The organism is Bradyrhizobium sp. AUGA SZCCT0283 (assembly GCF_018130385.1).
Lineage (GTDB): Bacteria > Pseudomonadota > Alphaproteobacteria > Rhizobiales > Xanthobacteraceae > Bradyrhizobium.
In genome coordinates, this window is the sequence record NZ_JAFCLU010000061.1 from 1 (window position 1) to 18652 (window position 18652).

General features: G+C 58.2%; 17 protein-coding genes. 6 read left to right on the forward strand and 11 right to left on the reverse strand.

What is annotated here, in order from left to right:
* Window positions 1-136: 136 nt before the first annotated feature.
* Window positions 137-823, reverse strand: a complete 687-nt coding sequence (locus JQ624_RS36945) for a Crp/Fnr family transcriptional regulator (RefSeq protein ID WP_212423812.1) — start codon at window positions 821-823, stop codon at window positions 137-139.
* A gap of 649 nt (window positions 824-1472) precedes the next feature.
* Between JQ624_RS36945 and JQ624_RS36950 the strand changes: the two genes are divergently transcribed.
* Window positions 1473-1679 (forward strand): hypothetical protein, encoded by a 207-nt coding sequence (locus tag JQ624_RS36950; protein WP_212423798.1) that lies wholly within the window; start codon window positions 1473-1475, stop codon window positions 1677-1679.
* 58 nt (window positions 1680-1737) lie between these two features.
* Window positions 1738-2817 (forward strand): HWE histidine kinase domain-containing protein, encoded by a 1080-nt coding sequence (locus JQ624_RS36955; RefSeq protein ID WP_212423799.1) that lies wholly within the window; start codon window positions 1738-1740, stop codon window positions 2815-2817.
* Between the two features lie 160 nt (window positions 2818-2977).
* On the opposite strand, the gene JQ624_RS36960 is transcribed toward JQ624_RS36955, so the two are convergent.
* The 6 genes from JQ624_RS36960 to JQ624_RS36985 all read right to left on the reverse strand — a co-directional run bounded on the left by JQ624_RS36960 (window position 2978) and on the right by JQ624_RS36985 (window position 8440).
* Complete coding sequence (locus JQ624_RS36960) at window positions 2978-3169, reverse strand: CsbD family protein (protein ID WP_212423800.1); 192 nt, start codon at window positions 3167-3169, stop codon at window positions 2978-2980.
* A gap of 289 nt (window positions 3170-3458) precedes the next feature.
* Window positions 3459-4832: an IS1182 family transposase gene (locus JQ624_RS36965; protein WP_212423813.1), complete on the reverse strand. Its 1374-nt coding sequence runs from the start codon at window positions 4830-4832 to the stop codon at window positions 3459-3461.
* 509 nt (window positions 4833-5341) lie between these two features.
* Window positions 5342-6703 carry a radical SAM/SPASM domain-containing protein gene (locus JQ624_RS36970; RefSeq protein WP_212423801.1) on the reverse strand — a complete coding sequence of 454 codons (1362 nt, stop codon included), beginning with the start codon at window positions 6701-6703 and terminating at the stop codon, window positions 5342-5344.
* Between the two features lie 15 nt (window positions 6704-6718).
* Window positions 6719-7018 carry a hypothetical protein gene (locus tag JQ624_RS36975; protein WP_212423802.1) on the reverse strand — a complete coding sequence of 100 codons (300 nt, stop codon included), beginning with the start codon at window positions 7016-7018 and terminating at the stop codon, window positions 6719-6721.
* A gap of 44 nt (window positions 7019-7062) precedes the next feature.
* Complete coding sequence (locus JQ624_RS36980; RefSeq protein WP_212423803.1) at window positions 7063-7326, reverse strand: hypothetical protein; 264 nt, start codon at window positions 7324-7326, stop codon at window positions 7063-7065.
* 208 nt (window positions 7327-7534) lie between these two features.
* The gene (locus tag JQ624_RS36985; protein WP_212423804.1) at window positions 7535-8440 is read right to left on the reverse strand and encodes a glycosyltransferase; all 906 of its coding nucleotides are present in this window, start codon (window positions 8438-8440) and stop codon (window positions 7535-7537) included.
* A gap of 1180 nt (window positions 8441-9620) precedes the next feature.
* On the opposite strand from JQ624_RS36985, the gene JQ624_RS36990 reads away from it, so the two are divergent.
* A complete protein-coding gene (locus JQ624_RS36990) occupies window positions 9621-11387 on the forward strand; it encodes an adenylate/guanylate cyclase domain-containing protein (protein ID WP_212423805.1) in 1767 nt (588 codons plus the stop codon).
* Between the two features lie 456 nt (window positions 11388-11843).
* Here JQ624_RS36990 and JQ624_RS39865 read toward each other — a convergent pair whose 3' ends face one another.
* From JQ624_RS39865 to JQ624_RS37005, 3 genes are read right to left on the reverse strand one after another with little or no spacing between them, the layout of a single operon-like run.
* Window positions 11844-12062, reverse strand: coding sequence for a glutathione S-transferase family protein (locus JQ624_RS39865; RefSeq protein WP_409334421.1), 219 nt, complete (start codon window positions 12060-12062; stop codon window positions 11844-11846).
* 16 nt (window positions 12063-12078) lie between these two features.
* Window positions 12079-12465: a glutathione S-transferase family protein gene (locus JQ624_RS37000; RefSeq protein WP_212423806.1), complete on the reverse strand. Its 387-nt coding sequence runs from the start codon at window positions 12463-12465 to the stop codon at window positions 12079-12081.
* Window positions 12466-12515: 50 nt separating this feature from the next.
* Complete coding sequence (locus JQ624_RS37005; RefSeq protein WP_212423807.1) at window positions 12516-13337, reverse strand: methyltransferase domain-containing protein; 822 nt, start codon at window positions 13335-13337, stop codon at window positions 12516-12518.
* A 217-nt stretch (window positions 13338-13554) separates the two neighbouring features.
* Between JQ624_RS37005 and JQ624_RS37010 the strand changes: the two genes are divergently transcribed.
* Together JQ624_RS37010 and JQ624_RS37015 are read left to right on the forward strand one after the other, a co-directional pair.
* Window positions 13555-15141 carry a winged helix-turn-helix domain-containing protein gene (locus JQ624_RS37010; protein ID WP_249130370.1) on the forward strand — a complete coding sequence of 529 codons (1587 nt, stop codon included), beginning with the start codon at window positions 13555-13557 and terminating at the stop codon, window positions 15139-15141.
* Between the two features lie 233 nt (window positions 15142-15374).
* Window positions 15375-16205, forward strand: a complete 831-nt coding sequence (locus JQ624_RS37015) for a class I SAM-dependent methyltransferase (protein ID WP_249130372.1) — start codon at window positions 15375-15377, stop codon at window positions 16203-16205.
* Window positions 16206-16377: 172 nt separating this feature from the next.
* On the opposite strand, the gene JQ624_RS37020 is transcribed toward JQ624_RS37015, so the two are convergent.
* Window positions 16378-17307 (reverse strand): LysR family transcriptional regulator, encoded by a 930-nt coding sequence (locus tag JQ624_RS37020; RefSeq protein ID WP_212423810.1) that lies wholly within the window; start codon window positions 17305-17307, stop codon window positions 16378-16380.
* A 174-nt stretch (window positions 17308-17481) separates the two neighbouring features.
* Between JQ624_RS37020 and JQ624_RS37025 the strand changes: the two genes are divergently transcribed.
* Complete coding sequence (locus JQ624_RS37025; RefSeq protein ID WP_212423811.1) at window positions 17482-18471, forward strand: tripartite tricarboxylate transporter substrate binding protein; 990 nt, start codon at window positions 17482-17484, stop codon at window positions 18469-18471.
* The last annotated feature ends 181 nt before the right edge of the window (window positions 18472-18652 follow it).

The following is an 18652-nucleotide window of genomic DNA, read 5'->3' on the forward strand; positions in this document are numbered from 1 at the left end:
GCGTGCTCCTCGTCTTTGGCGCCCCTTGCCAGCTTCGCTTGCTGGCGGGGCAGGAGCACGGCCGGACCATCCCATTAGCGGAACATTTATTGGAGTAAGCCGGTCTTCAGGCGCGCCTTATACAAGTGGCGACCGATCAGCTTGGCTTTTCGTCTCGTTCTAGCTGAGGTTTTTCAAATAAGACCGCATTCAACAAAGAACGGTGCACCTCGATCTTTCCGTTGTAGCTAATCAATCCCAGCTTTCGAAATTTGTTCAGGAAAAAGCTCACCCGAGGGCGGGTCGTTCCGATCATCTCCGCCAGGGTTGCTTGATTGATCGAAGCATCGACTGGCGTTGGCTTTCCATCTTTTCCGAAATTGGCGAGCAGAAGGAGAAGCCGCGCGAGCCGCTTCTCGCTCGAATTGAATAGCTGGTCGATTAAATCTTCTTCAATGCGATTGCTCCGGGTGACCAGGTAAGTCACGAAAAGTTCTGCAAACTTGGGCTCCTTGCGGAGCGCCGCCACCATCGCCTTCCGCGTTATCGAGGTGATGAGGCACTCCTCCGTTGCCCTTGCGGTTCCAACGCGGACCGCCTGACCATTCAGACATCCCTCGCCAAAGAACTGCGCAGGTTCCAATATGCCGACGACTGCTTCTTTGCCTTGCTCGGAAACAACGGTCACCTTGACCTTGCCCGATTGGATATAAAAAATCTTATCGGCCTCTTCGCCTTGGGCGTAGATTATCCGACCCTTACGGTACTTCTCTATCGTTTTTCCGGTCCCGACTTTAGCTAGGAAGGCCTGGGGATCGAACTGTCGCTTTGCTGACTTCACAATGCCCTCCTTTGGACCCGTGACGCCTAAACACTAAAAGTGCGGTGTTGTGGTCAATAATGACCAGCGGATCAGTTTCCAACGTGAAAAAATGACCTCGTCAGTGCCGGTGTCCGGCAGCGTGTTGTGCACCCGCCTGATCCCAAAGGGGTGACCGCATGCTCGGCTCTCATGCGTTACCAACCGGCCCGCCGCTTAGCGTCCTAGAGCGCCCGCGCTGTAAACACTGTGAGGCTCGAACGAACTTGGCCGGCATTGCGTCCGGACCAGCGGGCTACGAACTCCGCACCTTTGAGTGCCCAAAGTGCAATCGTTTCCAGCGAACCTTGGTGGTCAGCGACCCCATGAGCGGCGACGCGAGCGGGTGGCTTCGCAGCGAGCTTAAATCCCCGGACTAGATTTTGGCAATCTCATGGAAGATTAAAAATGTCCACTGAAGTAGCCCCTCACCATCCCGGGTCCTATCCAGTTCCCGATGCGCCCGTTGCTGCGGCGTTACCGCGGTGCAACGAATCACGCCTTCGCGACCGGGGTACGAACATTGGACGCTGCGCTGCACACGATGCGGCCACATCCAACAAATGCAAGTTGAATCCAGCCCATCGCAAAACGAACCGCTCGATTGGTTTGAGAGAGAATTGGTGTCACCGAAATGAGATCATCCGACAAGCGTAACAGGAAGAAGGTTACATTTTTGACGGCCGACCAGTTGGAAGAGCAGGCAGATGCGGCCGCCAGCGAGGCGAAGCAATTGCCTGACGGAGAGGCGAAACAGGATGCGCTTCGTAGCGCAGCACAGTTGAGGGTATACGCCACCATGAAGCGCGCACTCACACCACAAACCGTCAAATCGAAATAGTAGACGCGGATCGAGCGGTTACATAACCCAAATCCCGAATTCGGCGCAGGTTACAGCAATGAACAATGTACTTTCCTACGCGCTACGCTCTTTCCAGCGCAAACCCGAGAGAACCTCCACCGAGGTGGATGCGATTGCGAACGCAGTCGGCGTCGCCCTCGGTTGGCCTGACGAGGAACAAGCCTTCGAATTGCCCAGGCGGCTGTTCGAACAACTGCCATTTGCCGTCTATGTCTGTGACCGGGACGGTCTCGTTCTGCGATACAATCGCCGCGCTGCCGAGCTATGGGGCCGTTCGCCTAAACTCAGCGATCCTAATGAACGCTTTTGCGGATCGTATCGAATGTTCCGGCCCGACGGGAGTCAGTTGCCGCATCACCAATGCCCCATGGCAGATGTGCTGCGCACCGGTATTTCCGTGCGCGAACAGGAAGTACACATCGAGCGACCTGACGGCTTGCACGGCATCGCGCTCGTTGACATCGAGGCAATCAAGGATAGCGATGGAAACGTTGTCGGTGCCGTCAACTGCTTCCAGGAGATCACGGAGCGCAAACGCATCGAGGCGCAGATCGTCAATCTCGCGCGCGAGGCCGAGCATCGAACAAAGAACATCTTGTCCACTGTGCTGGCGACGGTGCGCCTTTCTAAATCTGATACGTCGGATGGTCTGAAAGAACTGATCGAAGGGCGCATCGATGCCCTCGCAAAGGTCCATACGCTATTCGTGGAATCCCGCTGGGCGGGAGCCGAACTTCACCGTCTGGCCACGCAGGAGCTTTTGGCTTACAGCGGGGAGAATGAGGCGCGCGTGCGAATTGAAGGGCCAGCCGTTGTGCTGGAGCCGAGTACGGCTCAGATTGCTGCAATCTCCTTGCACGAGCTCGCGACCAACGCGTCAAAGTACGGATCGCTATCGGCAGCGGGTGGTCACGTTGAAATCTTATGGTCCCTTACAGCGGACGGAAGGCTCAGCTTGCGCTGGATCGAGTCGGGTGGGCCGACCCCCACGCCGCCAACGCACCGCGGGTTCGGCACACGCATTATGGAAAATATGATTGGCCAACTCAAGGGCGAGGTGCGTTTTGATTGGCGCGACCAAGGGCTAACGTGCGAAATCGTCTTGCCGCTTGCATAGGGCGGGCCGCCACGTGCGACGCAAAGGCAGGGTGCTTAGCTCACGACGTCACCGTTCGCACTGCCACACGAGCCCCGGTAGTCCAGGCAGAAATCTGTGAGTTTTAAGGTGGCAAAGAAAAGGCCGCCCGAAGGCGGCTAGTTCTTGATCTCCCTCTTGCTTATTTTTTGAGGGCGTCTGCGGCGTCCCGCGCTGCATCCTTCACATCTCCCGCAGCGTTGTGGGCGGATCCCTTGGCCTTATCGATCTTACCTTCGGTTTCCATGGCCTTGTCACCACTGAGCTTGCCGGCACCTTCTTTGATGGCGCCTTTTGCCTTGTCGGCAGCGCCCTTCACATGTTCGCGATCCATGATCGTGTTCCTTGCTGTCGGAGATGCGGGACAACGAAAGAGTTACGCAGTCGTTCCTCCGAAAACATGCGCACACGACGACTTCTGAGTTTGGCACTTTTCGGAAGTGGCGGCTCTGACGTGTGATGTCTGTTGTTGAGGGAAGATCAGAAGTCGGCTGTCGGGACAATGAGGACCGTTTTTGACCGATGCTGTCGAAAAAGTCAGTTTTACTTGATTTGGCCGCCTTTCCGCGGGGGTAGTTGATCGGGTTGCGATGGGCGGCGTTCGCCTTGACCCTATTTGCAGTTCACGCGAGCGGCACATGTCGTAGTGCGGCAGGCGGCCCGATGGTTCTGAGTGCCAGGGTTTTGAGGTTTTGTACAATTGCTGCCAGGTGGAATTCGTCTCGGACACTGGAGAGACCTCTGAGCCGCATTCGTTCGAATCCGTGGTGGACCTTCAAGTGAGCAAAACGCATCTCAACACGTTTGCGTTCGTCACGTGACTTCACGAAGGCTTTGGTCCGCATCAACCTGCGCGCTACGTCCCGGGCATATTCGTTGATATCGCGCGGAACCTGGCGCGCCGGCGTGTTGGGGCAGCACTTCATTTTGAGCGTACATGTATCGCAGTCAAATTTTGAAGCACGATAGCGAAGCATTTGGCCGTCATGCACCGTTCCGGTGGTATGCAGCACCTTGTCATTCGGGCAGATGTAAACGCCTCGCCGTCTGTCCCAACGAAAGTCGCTGCGTGAGAATGTGCCATCAGCACGATCGCTGGCGTCGCGAACCGGGATATGCGGCGTAATCCTTTGGCCGACCAGCCAGCCCAGGAAACGGCCCGTCCCGTAAGCGGTATCAGCGGCCAGCCGCTTCGGCTTCAGATCAAAACATCGCTCGGTGCGATCGAGCATCTTCTTCGTGGCCTCGACCTCGTCGTAAGTACGGGCAGGCGTCGGCTCGACGTCAACGATTACCGCATTCTCGATATCGATCAGGTAATTGAGCCCGTATCCGAACTGCACCCGTTTGTTGGCTTTCGCCGTCCACGCTGATTGAGGGTCGCTCGGCGAGATGACCTTCGGAGGTTTGCGATCAGGATTGGGCTCGACCTCGGCTTCGAGAGCAGCAAGATACTCCTTCACCGCGCGCGTCTGCCTTTCTGGCTCCGCCCACTCAATCGCGTCCGGCGCCTTGCCGTGGTAGCGGCTGGCATTGGCTTCCATCACGCTCGCATCGACAGCAAATCCTTCGCCCTTGACCAGACCGGCGGCCATGCAGGCAGCCACGACGCGTTCGAATATCCGGCGAAAGACATCGCTCTGCCGAAACCGATGGAGCCGGTTTTCCGAAAATGTCGAGTGGTGTGGAACCTTGTCATCAAGGTCGAGCCTGCAGAACCAACGGTAAGCCAGATGCAGTTCAACTTCCTGGGTAAGCTTCCGCTCCGAGCGAAGGCCGTAGCAGTACCCAACAATCAGCATCCGGACCATCAGCTCCGGATCTATCGAGGGCCGACCGATCTCGCTGTAATAGGGGGCAAGCTGTTCATGCATGCTGTCCAAAACAGGCGCCAAAAAGACGTTTATCCGTCTGAGCAGGTGTCCCTTCGGGATACGATCATCAAGCCGAAACTCATAAAATAGGCTCGTCTGATCACCGATCTGCCGCCCCATCATCGCCGCCTCCAACGCAGTGGTCCCGTGAATCACCGGAATCACTGTTCGGAGATATTCTCAAGCCTTTTTCGACAGCATCGACCCTTCTCGGACCTCACAACGCCAAAGCAGAATGTCTGCTATTGAGGGTGAGAGCTAAAGTCCGCTGTTGATCGCTCGCGACTGATGACGCGGGGCATCGTCCACCCGGCGCGCCCGTCCGGCATCGCCGCGCATGACCACCTCATCATCGGCAAGGACGGCCAAGCGAACCTGGAAGGCGCCAGTCCCTTGCACTGGCAGCGGCGAGAGCAATCCGTCAACCGACTAATGATCAAACAAGCGTATTATTTATCTGCAAGCACTTAGTCTGCAGCTGGGAGTAGCGCGACCAAACCGCGGCCCCACCCGCGCGAGCAGATGTCCACGAATCGCGCCCAGGCGACCAGATTGACGTTACTTACCAGATCGGACGAAGGATCGAACCGTAAAGTAACGATATCCGGTTGCCAACCTAGCTCAGCAGGCAACTAGCGAGCCTCCGCGGACTTTACTGACCGTGACAGCGCTGTGACGCTCATCAGCCCACTGAGCCGCTCCTGTTCGGCGAAGTCGACGAACCTGCTTACTTGCTCCTGGAAGGTGTGGCGGAACGTCCCGCAGCGGTTCTCGTAAAGAAGCTTATCGAAGGCATGATGGGCGCACCCCCCCATACAAACCGGAAGAGCGATGCACCCGCGGCACTCTTGGTTCTGAAAGGGGTCATAGGAGAGCCACTTGGCCAGTCGACCGTTGGGGTTTGCATGGTCACGGATGTCACCGATTACTTCACTTTGGTCGCCGACTGAATCCCAGCACTTGTACAACTCGCCATGGCTGCCCACCACAAGTTCATTAGCGCGCACGGCGGTGCAGGGCGCACCCGTCGGCAAGGGCAGGCGCGGTTTGGCCAGGCCGTACTGCGCCGCTAGATCCAGGAAGCGCCGCTCCTCGTGTGCGAACTCGGCGTTTGAGAAGCACCCGCCGCGGTAGCTGGCGGAGGGCGCACGGAGGTTCTGCTGCACGCCGATAATCTGTCCGGGATAGACGGATAGCTTGTCTGCGAAGCCCTCTTCCGCGAGGAGCTTGAAGAGTTCCTCCACGCTGGAGGCGTTACCACCGTCGATGTTGACTCTCACTGTGATGTCGAGATGGTGGACTGCCTTTCGCAGGTTGGCCAGGATAGTGTGAAAACTACCGCTTCCGTTGTTAAGGGGCCGCATCCGATCATGTACGGTCGGCGGGCCATCGAGGCCAACCTGCACGCTGGTTACACGCCGAGCTGCGAGTTCTCGGCAGGTTGCCTCGTCCAGCAAAAACCCGTTGCTGATGATGCTGGCGCCATAGCGCACTTCTGCCTCATCGCATCGACGGATGAAGGCGTCCGAGAGTCGGAGAAGTGATTTCTTTCCCACCAAAGGCTCTCCGCCGAACCATGTGACATGGAACGAGTCGATGTGCGGAAGCTGCGCGTTGAGGACCTCCAGGACACGCGCCTCGACCTCTTGGTCGAGTACTGAAGGATGCTTTTCCTCGAAGCAGTAGGGGCAGGAGAAGTTGCAGCCTAAGCTGGTCACGACTGTCAGGGCGAAATGCCTGCGGGCGTCTCGGCTGCTTTGATAGCGTTTCTCCAGGCTCTGTAGTTCGTCGGCATCATCACGTACGATCATGAGGCCTGCGATTAGATTGCCCAGCAGGCTCGGCGGGCACCGGGCGTCGGTATCGCCGGCCATAAAGGCGCGGTACGCCATGTGATATTCAGTGGGAATGCGCAGCAGAGCGCCGCTGCGAGAGTTGAATACATACGCGGCATCGGGGCGTTGTACCCAGACATTGTAGCGGGACTCTCTCACGACGTCTCACCTGGGTTACTGGGGACGTGTGAAGCTGATGCAATGAGTAAGTACTTCGCAACTGGAGGCTTTGTAATTGCCGCAATCCGCAAGTGACCCACACTTCTCCACGGGCCCTTGTTTGGTTTCGGATTCCTGGACGCGAACCATCAGCTGTTGAAGCACTTCCAGCGTCTCGGGCGTGGGGTGGTTTGCCTTGGTGAGAATGGCGAGTTCGACACTGGTCCCGGTCGGAAGTTCCGGCGGCAGCACCCAGGAGCTGTCGGCCTGCCCTCCTTCTGTGGTCCGCTTGACTGACTCCGGCTCATTTTCCATGCTTTCCTCCTTTCGCTGCCAGGCAGGCACGGAAATTCCGTGCCTTAGACGAGAGTATATGTGCCGCAACGCTGGAGCTTTGGACAGTCAGGCGGTGTCGACCTCAGTTCTTCAGCGGTCCGGGATTCCTGGGCGCGCACCATCAGCCGTTGAAGCAATTCCAGCATCTCGGGCGTGGGGTGGTCTGCCTTACTGAGAATGGAAAGTTCGATACTGGTCCCGCTCGGTGTTTCCGGTCGCAGCACCCAGGAGCTGGCGGCCTTCCCGTTTTCCTTGGTCTGCTTGACTGCCTTCGGCTCGTCTTCCATAGCCTTCCTCTCTCGCTGCCCAGTCGGGGCGAAGATAAGTTCAAGTCCTACGGAATTCCGCTCGTAGCTGGGAGCGTATACGAATCCGGGCCTTTCCTCCATTTGTTTTTCTCTCTTTCGGTGCCCAGTCGGGCGAACATATATCAACTCTTGCGGAAGCGACGTGGCCCCGCCGCGGCCGTCCGGGATGCCGCGTACGCTCCGTCGTCTACGCATCCGCCAGTCGCGGACCCTTGGGGCGCGGTCCACCTTCGGCGAGGAGCTCCAGGAGGTCGGCCGCCAGGAGGTGCCCCTGGACCGCAGAAAGGCAGGACTGGATCCGCCTCGCCGAGGCTCGAAATCGTGGATTTCCGTCGATTTCTCGGAGTGCCGCGTGAAATAATTCCGGAGTGACACTTTCGGGCGCAAGTGTCAGCGCCGCGCCAATGCGTTCGCAGATGGCGGCCACCTCCAACTGTTCACCACCGCCCGGAAGCAGGAGGAGCGGCAAGCCGAAAGACAGGGATCCCAAGACGGCGGTCGTGTTGGCTGTACACACGACCGCTGTCGCATGCGGAAGAACCTGGCCTTGAGGGACATGGTCCCGGAGAAAAAAATTGAAGGGTGGAGGTTTTGTCAGATCCCCACCCATTCTCCCTGTCGAAGCTACGAGACGAATATTCTCCCCGCCGAGACACTCAGTCACTGCTGGCCAGAGATTTCCCAGGTGGAATAGACGACCGTGCTGCATGTAGACGACCGGTCCCAATTCGCTTGTGCTGTCCAGCCACTTGGCAAGATCCTCATCGGTGCCCGCGGGTTCCCACACACAGGACCCGACACAGTGAACGCCCGGCGGAAGGTCTGCAGCCCCCGGCTCCAGTTCCGGAACAGACTGGAGCAAGAACAGATCGCCCAACAGGAAGTCGGCCGCCTGCTGCGGGGAAAGGGGCGGCAGGTGCAGTAAATTTCTGACCGCATGGAGCCTTTCGGACATCGACTCCAGCCGCCAGATGGCACGCTCTTGGGTCTCGTCCGGCTTCTCGTTAGATTGCTTGGTGTCTCTTCGGGGCTTAGGGAGCAGGTGCGTGGCGAATCCGAGGATTGCAACCGGCAGACCAAGGATCTCTCCCATAAGCATGGGCCCATAGGCGAGTTGGCCACCAACAATGACATCGGGGCGGAATTCCGAGGCTGCGTGGAGGATATGAGCGGCTTGTAGGGCGATGCTCGTTAGGTTCCACCATGTCTCGAGCTGGAACGACTCGCCGTCGCGAGGGCCTCGAGGGATGCGGCGGACTCCATGCTTGCGGAGGAGATCGCTGAACCCGGTCCCAGTCGCAAATGCAACGCTGTGGCCTCGGCGGGTCAGCTCAAGAGAGATTCCGATCATGGGGAAGACATGACCAGGCGAGGCCAGAGGGCAGAACAAGAAGCGCGAAGTCGCGGATGGGCCCTTCCGAATCCGGGTCACTGAGCAATCCTTCCTCAGCTGAGCGATCGGACCGAAGCTTGCACTGACTGGCCTTTCAGGACTTCTCGGGACATGTTCGCCTCCTGATTTGCCATGGCACACCCTTCAACGCACCAATGATCGCCTAAGGCCTAGCTCCGCCATTCCGCGTAGGAAGGCGCGAACGTTTTGGTTGCGAGGTAACGCCCAGCCATACCAATTCCGATCCGGACTATCTTGCGAGCAATTGTGAGCGAGCAGACTTCGGCAAGCCCAAAGCTGCACCCCTAACAATGCCAATGAATCTGCTGCGACCCAACATTTCTGATATTTTTTACAATGCAAATTCCTCCCATCCGTAACACAAATGAGATTGATTGGATGGCCTCGAAATCCCGCGCCTATGTCCGCTTGTGGCACTTTTGAGACATGCCTGCCTATCCTGAAATGTCCGTTCACCGGGGTAGACCGGAATTCGCCGTGATCCGGTCAAACCGACAACTTCGCTTGCTGGCGGGGCAGGAGCACGGCCGGACCATCCCATTACCGGAAGTGGGCCTCCGGCAATGGTACATCTGGTCGTGTCCAATTCCGGCCATCCACCCTGTGCCAGATATCAGACATTCCATCGGAAGGGTGGATCGGATGCCCCGCGGGTCGACAGAGCGGTTCGAGGCGACGTAGTCGATCTCACCGCGCATAATGCAGAGATTCCGGGGGGAAAGAACATGCATTGCGGTCGGTAGTATTTGAGGCCGAATGGCGCTAACATTTTCATATAGGTGCCGGAGCTCCGCGATACTGAGCTGCGAGTTTGGACCGGCCGGAGCTTGAACGCTTTACGCATCAGCGGGAGGTACCGTTGATCGGCGAACAATTAGTGCGACGGCTTACAGCCATATTCGCAGCCGACGTCGCTGGTTATAGCCGTTTGACAAGCGTGGACGAGGAGGGCACGCACGTCCGACTGAAGGAACATTTGCGGGTCCTGATTGATCCAAAGGTTGCCGCCCATCGCGGACACATCGTCAAGAATACGGGCGATGGGCTCCTAGCCGAGTTCAATAGCGTTGTGGACGCGATGCGCTGTGCGGTCGATGTTCAGCGCGGCATGGCGGAACGCAATTCAGACGTACCGCCGAACAATCGAATTGAGTTCCGGATCGGTATCAATGTCGGTGATATTATCGAAGACAACGGGGACATATTCGGCGACGGGGTCAACGTAGCAGCACGCCTCGAAGCCATTGCGGAGCCCGGCGGCATTTGTGTCTCAGATGATGCCCACCGACAACTCCGCGATAAACTCGATATTGTGTTTGATGATGCCGGCGAGCAGAACCTCAAGAACATTGGACGCCCGATCCGCGTTTTCAGAGTCAGGGATCGTGGCGCGGCCGCAAGCCAAAGACCGACGTTGGCCCTACCCGACAAACCCTCCATCGCTGTTCTGCCATTCACCAACATGAGCGGTGATCCGGAACAGGACTACTTCGCTGATGGAATGGTGGAGGAGATCATTACCGCGCTGTCGCATTTCCGACAGCTGTTCGTGATCGCCCGCAACTCGAGTTTCACCTACAAGGGGCGCGCCGTCGACGTGAAGCAGATCGGGCGCGAGCTTGGGGTGCGCTACGTGTTGGAAGGCAGCGTTCGCAAGGCGGCAAATCGAGTGCGCATCACAGGACAGCTCGTCGATACCTCGACCGGGGCACATCTTTGGGCAGAACGGTTTGATGGTGGTCTCAGCGACATCTTCGATCTGCAAGACCAGGTGACTGAGAGCGTTGTCGGGGCGATCGCGCCAGCGGTGGAAAAAGCCGAGATCGAGCGTGCCAAGCGCAAGCCGACCGAGAGTCTCGACGCCTATGCCCTCTATTTGCGCGGTTTGGCCAGGTTTTATCAGTTTGGTAACCGGCAAGCGAACGCCGAGGCATTACGCCTGTTCAACAGCGCGATCGAGTTCGACCCGGATTTTGCCTCCGCGTACGGCCGTGCCGCCTCTTGCCACGTCTTTGCCAAGAGCCATGGCTGGTTTTCAGGCACAGCGAACGAGATTGCCGAAGTGACGAGGCTCGCCCAACGGGCGGTTGAATTGGGCAAGGATGACGCGACCGCGCTCGCCGCCAGCGGGCACGCGCTAGCGTATGTCGTTCGCGATCTCGAGGTGGGCGCCGCCTTAGTCGATCGTGCGCTTGTGCTCAATTCCAATTTGGCCGTGGCATGGAATTGGGGCGGCTGGGCAAAAAACTGGCTCGGCGGGCCAGAACCGGCGATCGAGCGCTTCGCGCGCGCAATGCGCCTGAGCCCACTGGATCCGTTTGTGCCAGGAATGCGAGCTGGGACCGCGCATGCACATTTCTTCCTGGGCCGATATGACGAAGCGGCATCGTGGACGGCAATGGCATTGCAGGACAATCCGGACTTTCAACCTGGATTACGCATCGCCGCCGCAAGCAACGCAATGGCCGGAAGGCCGGAGCAAGCACATAAAGCAATGGCCCGGCTGCGGCAACTCAATCCCGCGCTACGTGTTTCCACTCTCAAAGACGTGCTGGGTCCTTATCGGCGCGCTGAAGACCTCTCGCGATATGAAGAAGGATTGCGGCAAGCCGGGCTGCCCGAATGACCATCGCAGCTAAGTACTCGTCCGCAATGACGAGGTGATCGAGCAGAGCGGCGACTTCCGCTATTGGCACTTTTGCGACATGGCGTGATTTACGAGTAGAGTCTGCCTTTGAGGGGAAAGCGGAAGTCGGAATTCGAGCCCCTCAGGGCAGCTTTTGACCCAGGCTGTGTGAAAACTCCGACGTCCAACTTTCGCGTAGAACGTTTGTCTCGGTTACGTTGAATAAGAAAAGAACCGCACTGGCTGGCACCATCGAAAGACGAAAAGAGAGAAAACAATTCTGCGCCTTCTCCGCGCGTGCGCGTTTTCACACAGCGGACCCTGAAGAGACATCGGAATGGAGGCAAGGAGCCGCTGGCCATCGATCATCATCGAAAAGACGCTTGTCTACTTCAAGCGCGTTGCTGAGCAGACCGGCATTCTGACCAAGGAGCCGTATTATCCGCCACAGCCGCCTCAAGTCTCGCGTAGTTTGCGTGCCGCTTGAGCCGCAGGTCGGTCGATGCTCGCGGTCAGCCAGTCATCGAGCCTCGGGTATGCCGCTAGATTCAGCTTAAGGCGCGTGAGAAGGTAGAGCACGCACGCGACCATGAAGTCGGCAATATTCCACCTCTTCCCGCCGAAGAACGGTGTCTTGCCGAGTTGCTGCTCAAGAATAGCAAGCTTGGCCCGCAGTGTCTCCTCGGCTTGATCAGCAAGGGTCGCACTCCGCTGTTCCGGGGGGAAAGAAGACCCGGTTTCGGAAGATTGTAATCAACGCTGGTTCTACCTCGTTGGTGACAAAGAATGTCCACTGAAGCATTCGACCCCGGTCTTGTGGCGTCGATGGATAGAGCGAGGACAGGTGAGTTTCGGCGAGGTAGAGGTTGATCGCTGCAGACTCCCACATTACGAACCCATTGTCGTCGATCGACGGCACAAGGCCGTTGGGGTTCAGCGCGATGTACCATGGCTCTTTGCACTGCGCATTCGGAACACTGAAGGTGACTGGCACATGCTCGTAAGGGATGCCAATCTCGTTCGCGAGCCAAATGACGCGGAACGCGCGCGAGTGAGGTGCGCCATATATCGTGAGCATAAGCGTCTCCTCTGATCGCCAGTTTCGGCTAAACGACGTGGTTTCACCTTCTATCGCTTCCACGCCACGACTTCGGTGTGCGAGAAGCAAAAGAGGGCGTCTGGGTTGCGGCCCCAAGTACGCCAAGCGGCGGCGATCTCCTCTAATTCAACACGGGTCGCGATGCCGAACTCCAAGGCCTTGTGCGCCAGATTGGAATGGAGAGTCCGCTCGGCATACGTATCGCCCCACTCGCGTGTTGCGGCTTGGTCCTTGTAGGACACTGTTGAGGTTGTGACGCGAGCTTCGGCAAAGCCTGCCTCGCGGAACCATCGTCGCAGGTAGCGCCCCGCGTTCGGTTGCCCGCCGTTGCGACGCGCCAGCTCGTAGTACAGGGTGAGAAAGCGGCGCATCCCTTGGTTTTCCGGATAGAAGGTCGTGCTGCCCCAATCGACATCGCGCACACCGACCACGCCGCCGGGCGCCAGGAGTGTCCGAATTTGCCCGAGCGCATCGACCGGTTGGCCCAAGTGCTGCAGCACCTGGTGTGCGAATACGGCTTCAAAGGATTCCGGAGCAAAGCGAGGCTTGAGGATATCCCCGACCTCGAAAATCAGGTATCTTGCTGCCTTGGCTACCGGGAGAGATCTTGCCGTTTCGATCACGCTCGGTGAAGGATCGATGCCGGTCGTCTCGGCCGGCACCACACGTTGCGCCAGACCGGCAGTAATGGACCCCGGGCCGCAGCCGACATCGAGCAGCCGCATGCCGGGCTTGAGGAATGGGAGAAAGAACGCAGCGGATGTGTCCGCCGTCCGCTTGGAATGATTGGCAACGACTGAGACGTGGTGACCATGCTGATAAGTCTCTTTAGCGGGTGAGAAACTCGACATTGGGGCCTCCTTCGCTCGCTCTCGGTGACCGCGTTGGCGCTCCAGGGTTTTCGTGCCGTTGAGAAGGTCGCTAGAGCACCTCTTCCCAAGCTTGTCTGACGCAGATAGGATCACACGGGTTTGGTAGAGTCCCGACATTGGGGCGAAATTTGCCTGAAATATCGCCGACACTCGCCCCCATTCCGCAGACCACAACGAAACTCGATTGCAACGCCCGATGCCGCGGAAGTCGCTTCAGTTCGCATCATTCACACTCGATCTAGAGAGATTGTGTCTGCGGGGCCCTGCCGGTGAGGTGGAGCTGAGGCCGAAAAGCTTCGAGGTGCTCCGCTATCTTGTCGAACATGCTGGGCGCGTCGCTTCAAAGGAAGAGGTGATGGCAGCTGTCTGGTCCGATGTGACGGTGACCGACGACTCATTGATCCGCTGCATCAGCGAAGTGCGCCAAGCAATCGGCGACGAGAACCAGCGGATCATCAAGACGGTCCCCAGGCGAGGCTATTTGCTGGATGGTGCGGTGTTGCCACGCCATGAGCTTGCGGACTCCCACGCCAGCGGGACGGCTCAGTCGTTGCAAAGCCACAAGGAAGCTGACCGGATGCCCGGTCGCCCCTCGATTGCAGTGCTGCCGTTTGCGAACCTCTCAGGCAATTCCGAGGAGGACTATTTGAGCAACGGCGTCAGCGAAGATATTATTATTGAGCTGTCGCGCTTCTCAGAGCTCCAAGTAATCGCCTGGCATTCGTCGTTCCAATACAAGGGCAAGGCAGTCGACGAACGCCAGGTCGGACGTGAACTGGGCGTAAACTATGTGCTGCAGGGTAGCGTTCGCCGCGCCAATGATCGCGTGCGCATCACCGCGCAGCTGGTCGATGCGGAAACCGGCGCCCATCTCTGGGGCGATCGCTACGACCGCAATCTCGACAATGTTTTCGCGGTTCAGGATGAGGTCGTGCGCACGATCGCGCCATTGCTGGTCGCACATGTGCGGAAGGCCGAAGTCGAGCGGACGCTCTTGAAGCCGCCAGCAACATGGCAAGCCTACCACTACTTCATGCGCGGTCTTGATCTTCATCTGACCTACCAGTCCTCGCAGCACGTCGCAGCGCTTCACGAAGCGCGGCGCCTCCTCGAGCAATCGATCTCGATTGACCCGACATACGCACGCCCCTACAGCGCTCTGGCTATCTCCCATCTGTCGTCCTGGGCCAATTACGGTGACAGCGGTTTCCTTCGCCCTTCTGAATTGGACCGAGCCCACCAATTCGCACGCCAAGCTGTTCAGCTTGATCCGCAACTCGCTTACGCCCAGGTCACGTTTGCCCACGTGCTAACTTGGGGGCGCCAGCACGAGGTGGCCCTCGGCGCTTTGGATCGGGCCCTTCGTCTAAATCCGAACTATTCTCACTGGCAGGTAGCCGCGATCCTCATGTTTGCCGGCGAGTTGGAGCGAGCTGTGGAAAGCATGCAGGCCTACATGCGCCTGGACCCTTATTATCCGACTTCGGCCATTGGCTGGCTCGGCGTCGCGTATTGCACGCTCGGTCGTTTGTCGGAAGCACAACGCTACTTGAGCGAAGCTGTTGCACGTAGTCCCAACCGCGCCATGTTCCAATACTGGTTAGCAGCCACGTACGGACACATGGGAAGGGCCGATGCCGCACGGGAGCAGGCGAATACGTTGCTCAAGCTGCAGCCATCCTTTACCATCACCGGCACCGCTCGCCCGCTCGGCGTCTTCCGGAGGACTTCACATACTGACTATTTCCTGGAAGGTCTGCGCAGATCAGGACTTCCGCAGTGAGCGGGTGGTTTGAGGTCTCATCAGTCGAGATGCCAGCGCTCAAGCGGTGACTCCAGCCTCTATCGTCGGTTTATGGCACGAAGCTGCCGATCCGAAACGTCCGGAATCCGGTCGCTACGGGGGAATAGCGGACGTGGCCCGGATAGCCCATTTCGGTCGAGAATGACTACCCGGAACGGACATCAGCAAGTACCAATGCTATAAAGCGAACAGGAGCTTTGGAGGGTCTCGTGATGGTTGATCACCACCATTGGCAGCTCGACGGTAGTGCGCCAGAGCTTTACGAAAGGTTCCTGGTACCAGCGATTACCCAAAAATGGGCAGATGATCTGGTGGGTCGAGCCCAGCCCCGCTCAGGAGAAGCAGTGCTCGACGTCGCCTGCGGGACCGGGGTTGTCGCTCGTTCGGCGAGCAGATGCATGCTCCACGGACACGTTACTGGCTTGGACCTCAATAAGGGAATGTTGACTGTAGCGCAGATACGAGTAAGCGAGGGAGCGCCAATCAATTGGATCGAAGGCAGTGCGCTCGACCTGCCATTCTCGGCCGAAAAGTTTGACCTGGTTCTTTGTCAGCTAGGATTGCAGTTTTTTCCAGATCAAGGCCGCGCTCTCCGCGAAATGCGCCGGGTGCTGTCCCCGACGGGTCGCGTTGCGCTTAGCGTCTACAGTCCGATAGAGCGAACCCCCGGTGCAAACGCATTCGTTTTGGCACTTGATCACGTCCTTGGGCCGAATGCATCCAAGATCAAACGCGGCGAGCATTCCTTCAACGCGCCGGACGAGCTCCGAGAACTCTTAGATAAGGCGGGTTTTGCGAAAGTCGACGTCCAGACCGTGGTGCAGCAGATCGCATTTCCGTCGGTGCTTGACTACGTCAGGTTCCAACTTCTCGCAACGCCTATGGCAGCGCTATTGATTGACCGAGACGAGACTGATCGTCAGGCGGCTATTGCAACGATTGCTTTGGAGACAGCAAGCTTTTCTGATCGGGCGATGCTGGAAGGCGGGGCGTTCTCGTTCCGCCAAGAAGCATACGTAGGTACGGGGCTCGCAACAGGTTGACCATTACCGGTTCTGGCATCTGTGAGACATGCCCGCCGTTCTTGAGAATGTCCGTTCACCGGGGTAGACCCGAAATCCCGTAGTCCGGCCAATGCGACGCGATGACCCATTGCAGACATGTTGCCGGCTAATACCGTCAGTTATAGAGCCGACCGATTATTATCGAAACTTCTTATCGAACAACGGTAGCCGCGAGCTTGCGCGCGTGTTCAATAAATAGTTCCGCGGGCGGACTCAGTGAACGATTCTTCACAGTGATAATGCCAAAAGGCCTCACAGTGCTCGGCAGCAAAAGCGGCAGACGCTTGACGACCCGCTTGTCGGCGCCGATGTCGGACACCATCTGTGGTACCATCATCAAGAACCGTCCGGTCGGCAGCAATGAACTCCGTAGCGGAAGCAGCGACGTGATGACGGCGCGGGGAAGATCTAGACCCTCGCTGCGGAACGCTTCATGGACCACGGACCCGAACGGGCTGCCGGGCGGCGGAAGCATCCATCGTTCATGGACAAGGTCTTTAAGTCGCAGATTGCGTCGTCGCACCAGCGCGCTCTTCGATCCCATCACAACTACATGCGGCTCGTGAAGCAATATCTCGGTGCTCATGCTATCGGGAACTCGTTCGATCAAATGACCGATTGTCAGGTCTACTCGGCGTTCGGCGAGCGCCTTTCTGGCGGTTACGTTGTCGGTCGACAGCACGTCAAAGCTCAGGCGAGCGTATTGTCTGGAAAGCCGGTCGATGACGGCGGAGACGAAGCTGACCGCGGCGGCGATCGAAGTTGCAATCCTCACCTCTCCCGCGGTGGGATCGGCCAAGAATTCGATGTCACTGACCGCTTGCCTTAGCTCATCGAATACAGTGGTGCCGCGGTTGATCACCATATGGCCAAAGGCAGTTGCTTCCACACCATGCGTACTGCGATCCAGCAGCGGGACACCGAGCATGTGCTCAAGGTTGGCAATGGCCCTCGAAATGGCCGGTTGCGCTGTACCGAGTTGCTTTGCGGCCTTACCCATGCTGCCGGCTTGAACGACCGTCATGAGAATTCTTAAATCCTGGAGCTTGAGACGCCGCTCTATACGGTCGGCCAATTCCATGGCGAGACCCTCCATAACGGTCTTGATATGCCGTAATGTCAAAATAGCATTTCTCGAGTATGATCGGGATATCTAGGCTCGTACAAGTACGTTTGGCCGCGCAAGCGGACGGCGCACTGACTTGCGAAAACTGGCTAGAAGCTCACGTCGTCTCGCCATCGCGGAGGATGATCGATGCGTTTCCGAACCTGGGTGATCATGGTAGCCATGATCGGGCTCGTGTTCGGGCGAGACCCTGCGGTGTCGCAATCAGCATCGTGGCCAGAACGACCCGTGACGATGGTCGTTCCGCTTGCGGCTGGTAGTGGGATCGACGTCCTGGCGCGGGTCCTGGCGCCGCGTCTGTCGGAAATTCTGGGCCAGACGGTCGTCGTAGAGAACGTAGCCGGAGCTGGCGGTACGACCGGAGCGGCGCGTGTCGCGAAAGCAGCACCAGACGGGTTGCAGTTCCTTCTGGGCGGCACCGGCACGCATGCTTATGCTCAGGTACTCTATGCGCACCCCCAATACGATGCACTAAACGATTTTGAGCCCGTGGCGCTCGTTGCCGAACAGCCGGTGGTACTGATCGCGCGTAAGGATTTGCCGGCCGACAATTTACGGGAATTCGTTGCCTACACGAAAGATAACCAAGCCAAAATGCAATACGGCTCGGCGGGTGCCGGATCGGCGGCGCATCTCGCCTGCGTTGTGCTGAACTCAGCGGCCGGCCTGACGGTAACTCATATACCCTACCGCGGTGGCGGGCAGGCGATGCAGGACCTGATCGCTGGCCGAATTGATTACCAGTGTCCGCTGCTCCCGATTGCGACTCAACAAATCCAGAGCGGTTCGATCAAGGCCATCGCATTGCTCTCGCGTGAGCGATCCCGGACGATGCCCGGATTGGCGACTGCGCGTGAACAAGGGCTCGCTGATCTGGATATCTCCAACTGGAGCGCTTTCTTTTTGCCGAAAGGTACGCCCCCATCGATCGTCCAGAAACTGCATGATGCGACAGTTGCGACCATGAACTCGCCAGCCATACAGGCTCGGCTTGATGAGATGGGGATCGATCTAGTCGGTCCCGAGCGCAGGTCTGGTCAGTACTTGCACGATTTCGTCAAGAGCGAGATCGAGAAATGGGCCGGGCCGATTAAGGCCGCCGGCGTGAACGCCGACTGACGGATGCTAAAGCCAAGAGGCTCTCCTGACGCAGAATTTGGATGTCAGCTCCTGTGAAGGGTTTCGGATGCCGGCCGCATGATGGACGGCGCCGCGAGTTCGGCGGCCGGCGTCCGAAAGCCTCCAAGGGAGATGCTATGGGGCTGCGGCGAGGATATTGCATCCATCGTCGCTGATGTGA

Coding starts and splice junctions, on each gene's coding strand:
- JQ624_RS36955 (WP_212423799.1), top strand. CDS start 1,738: ATGAACAATGTACTTTCCTACGCGCTACGCTCTTTCCAGCGCAAACCC.
- JQ624_RS36950 (WP_212423798.1), top strand. CDS start 1,473: ATGAGATCATCCGACAAGCGTAACAGGAAGAAGGTTACATTTTTGACG.
- JQ624_RS36960 (WP_212423800.1), bottom strand. CDS start 3,169: ATGGATCGCGAACATGTGAAGGGCGCTGCCGACAAGGCAAAAGGCGCC.
- JQ624_RS36985 (WP_212423804.1), bottom strand. CDS start 8,440: ATGGGAGAGATCCTTGGTCTGCCGGTTGCAATCCTCGGATTCGCCACG.
- JQ624_RS36965 (WP_212423813.1), bottom strand. CDS start 4,832: ATGATGGGGCGGCAGATCGGTGATCAGACGAGCCTATTTTATGAGTTT.
- JQ624_RS37000 (WP_212423806.1), bottom strand. CDS start 12,465: ATGCTCACGATATATGGCGCACCTCACTCGCGCGCGTTCCGCGTCATT.
- JQ624_RS37020 (WP_212423810.1), bottom strand. CDS start 17,307: ATGGAATTGGCCGACCGTATAGAGCGGCGTCTCAAGCTCCAGGATTTA.
- JQ624_RS36975 (WP_212423802.1), bottom strand. CDS start 7,018: ATGGAAAATGAGCCGGAGTCAGTCAAGCGGACCACAGAAGGAGGGCAG.
- JQ624_RS37010 (WP_249130370.1), top strand. CDS start 13,555: ATGCCGCGGAAGTCGCTTCAGTTCGCATCATTCACACTCGATCTAGAG.
- JQ624_RS37025 (WP_212423811.1), top strand. CDS start 17,482: ATGCGTTTCCGAACCTGGGTGATCATGGTAGCCATGATCGGGCTCGTG.
- JQ624_RS37015 (WP_249130372.1), top strand. CDS start 15,375: ATGGTTGATCACCACCATTGGCAGCTCGACGGTAGTGCGCCAGAGCTT.
- JQ624_RS36980 (WP_212423803.1), bottom strand. CDS start 7,326: ATGGAAGACGAGCCGAAGGCAGTCAAGCAGACCAAGGAAAACGGGAAG.
- JQ624_RS37005 (WP_212423807.1), bottom strand. CDS start 13,337: ATGTCGAGTTTCTCACCCGCTAAAGAGACTTATCAGCATGGTCACCAC.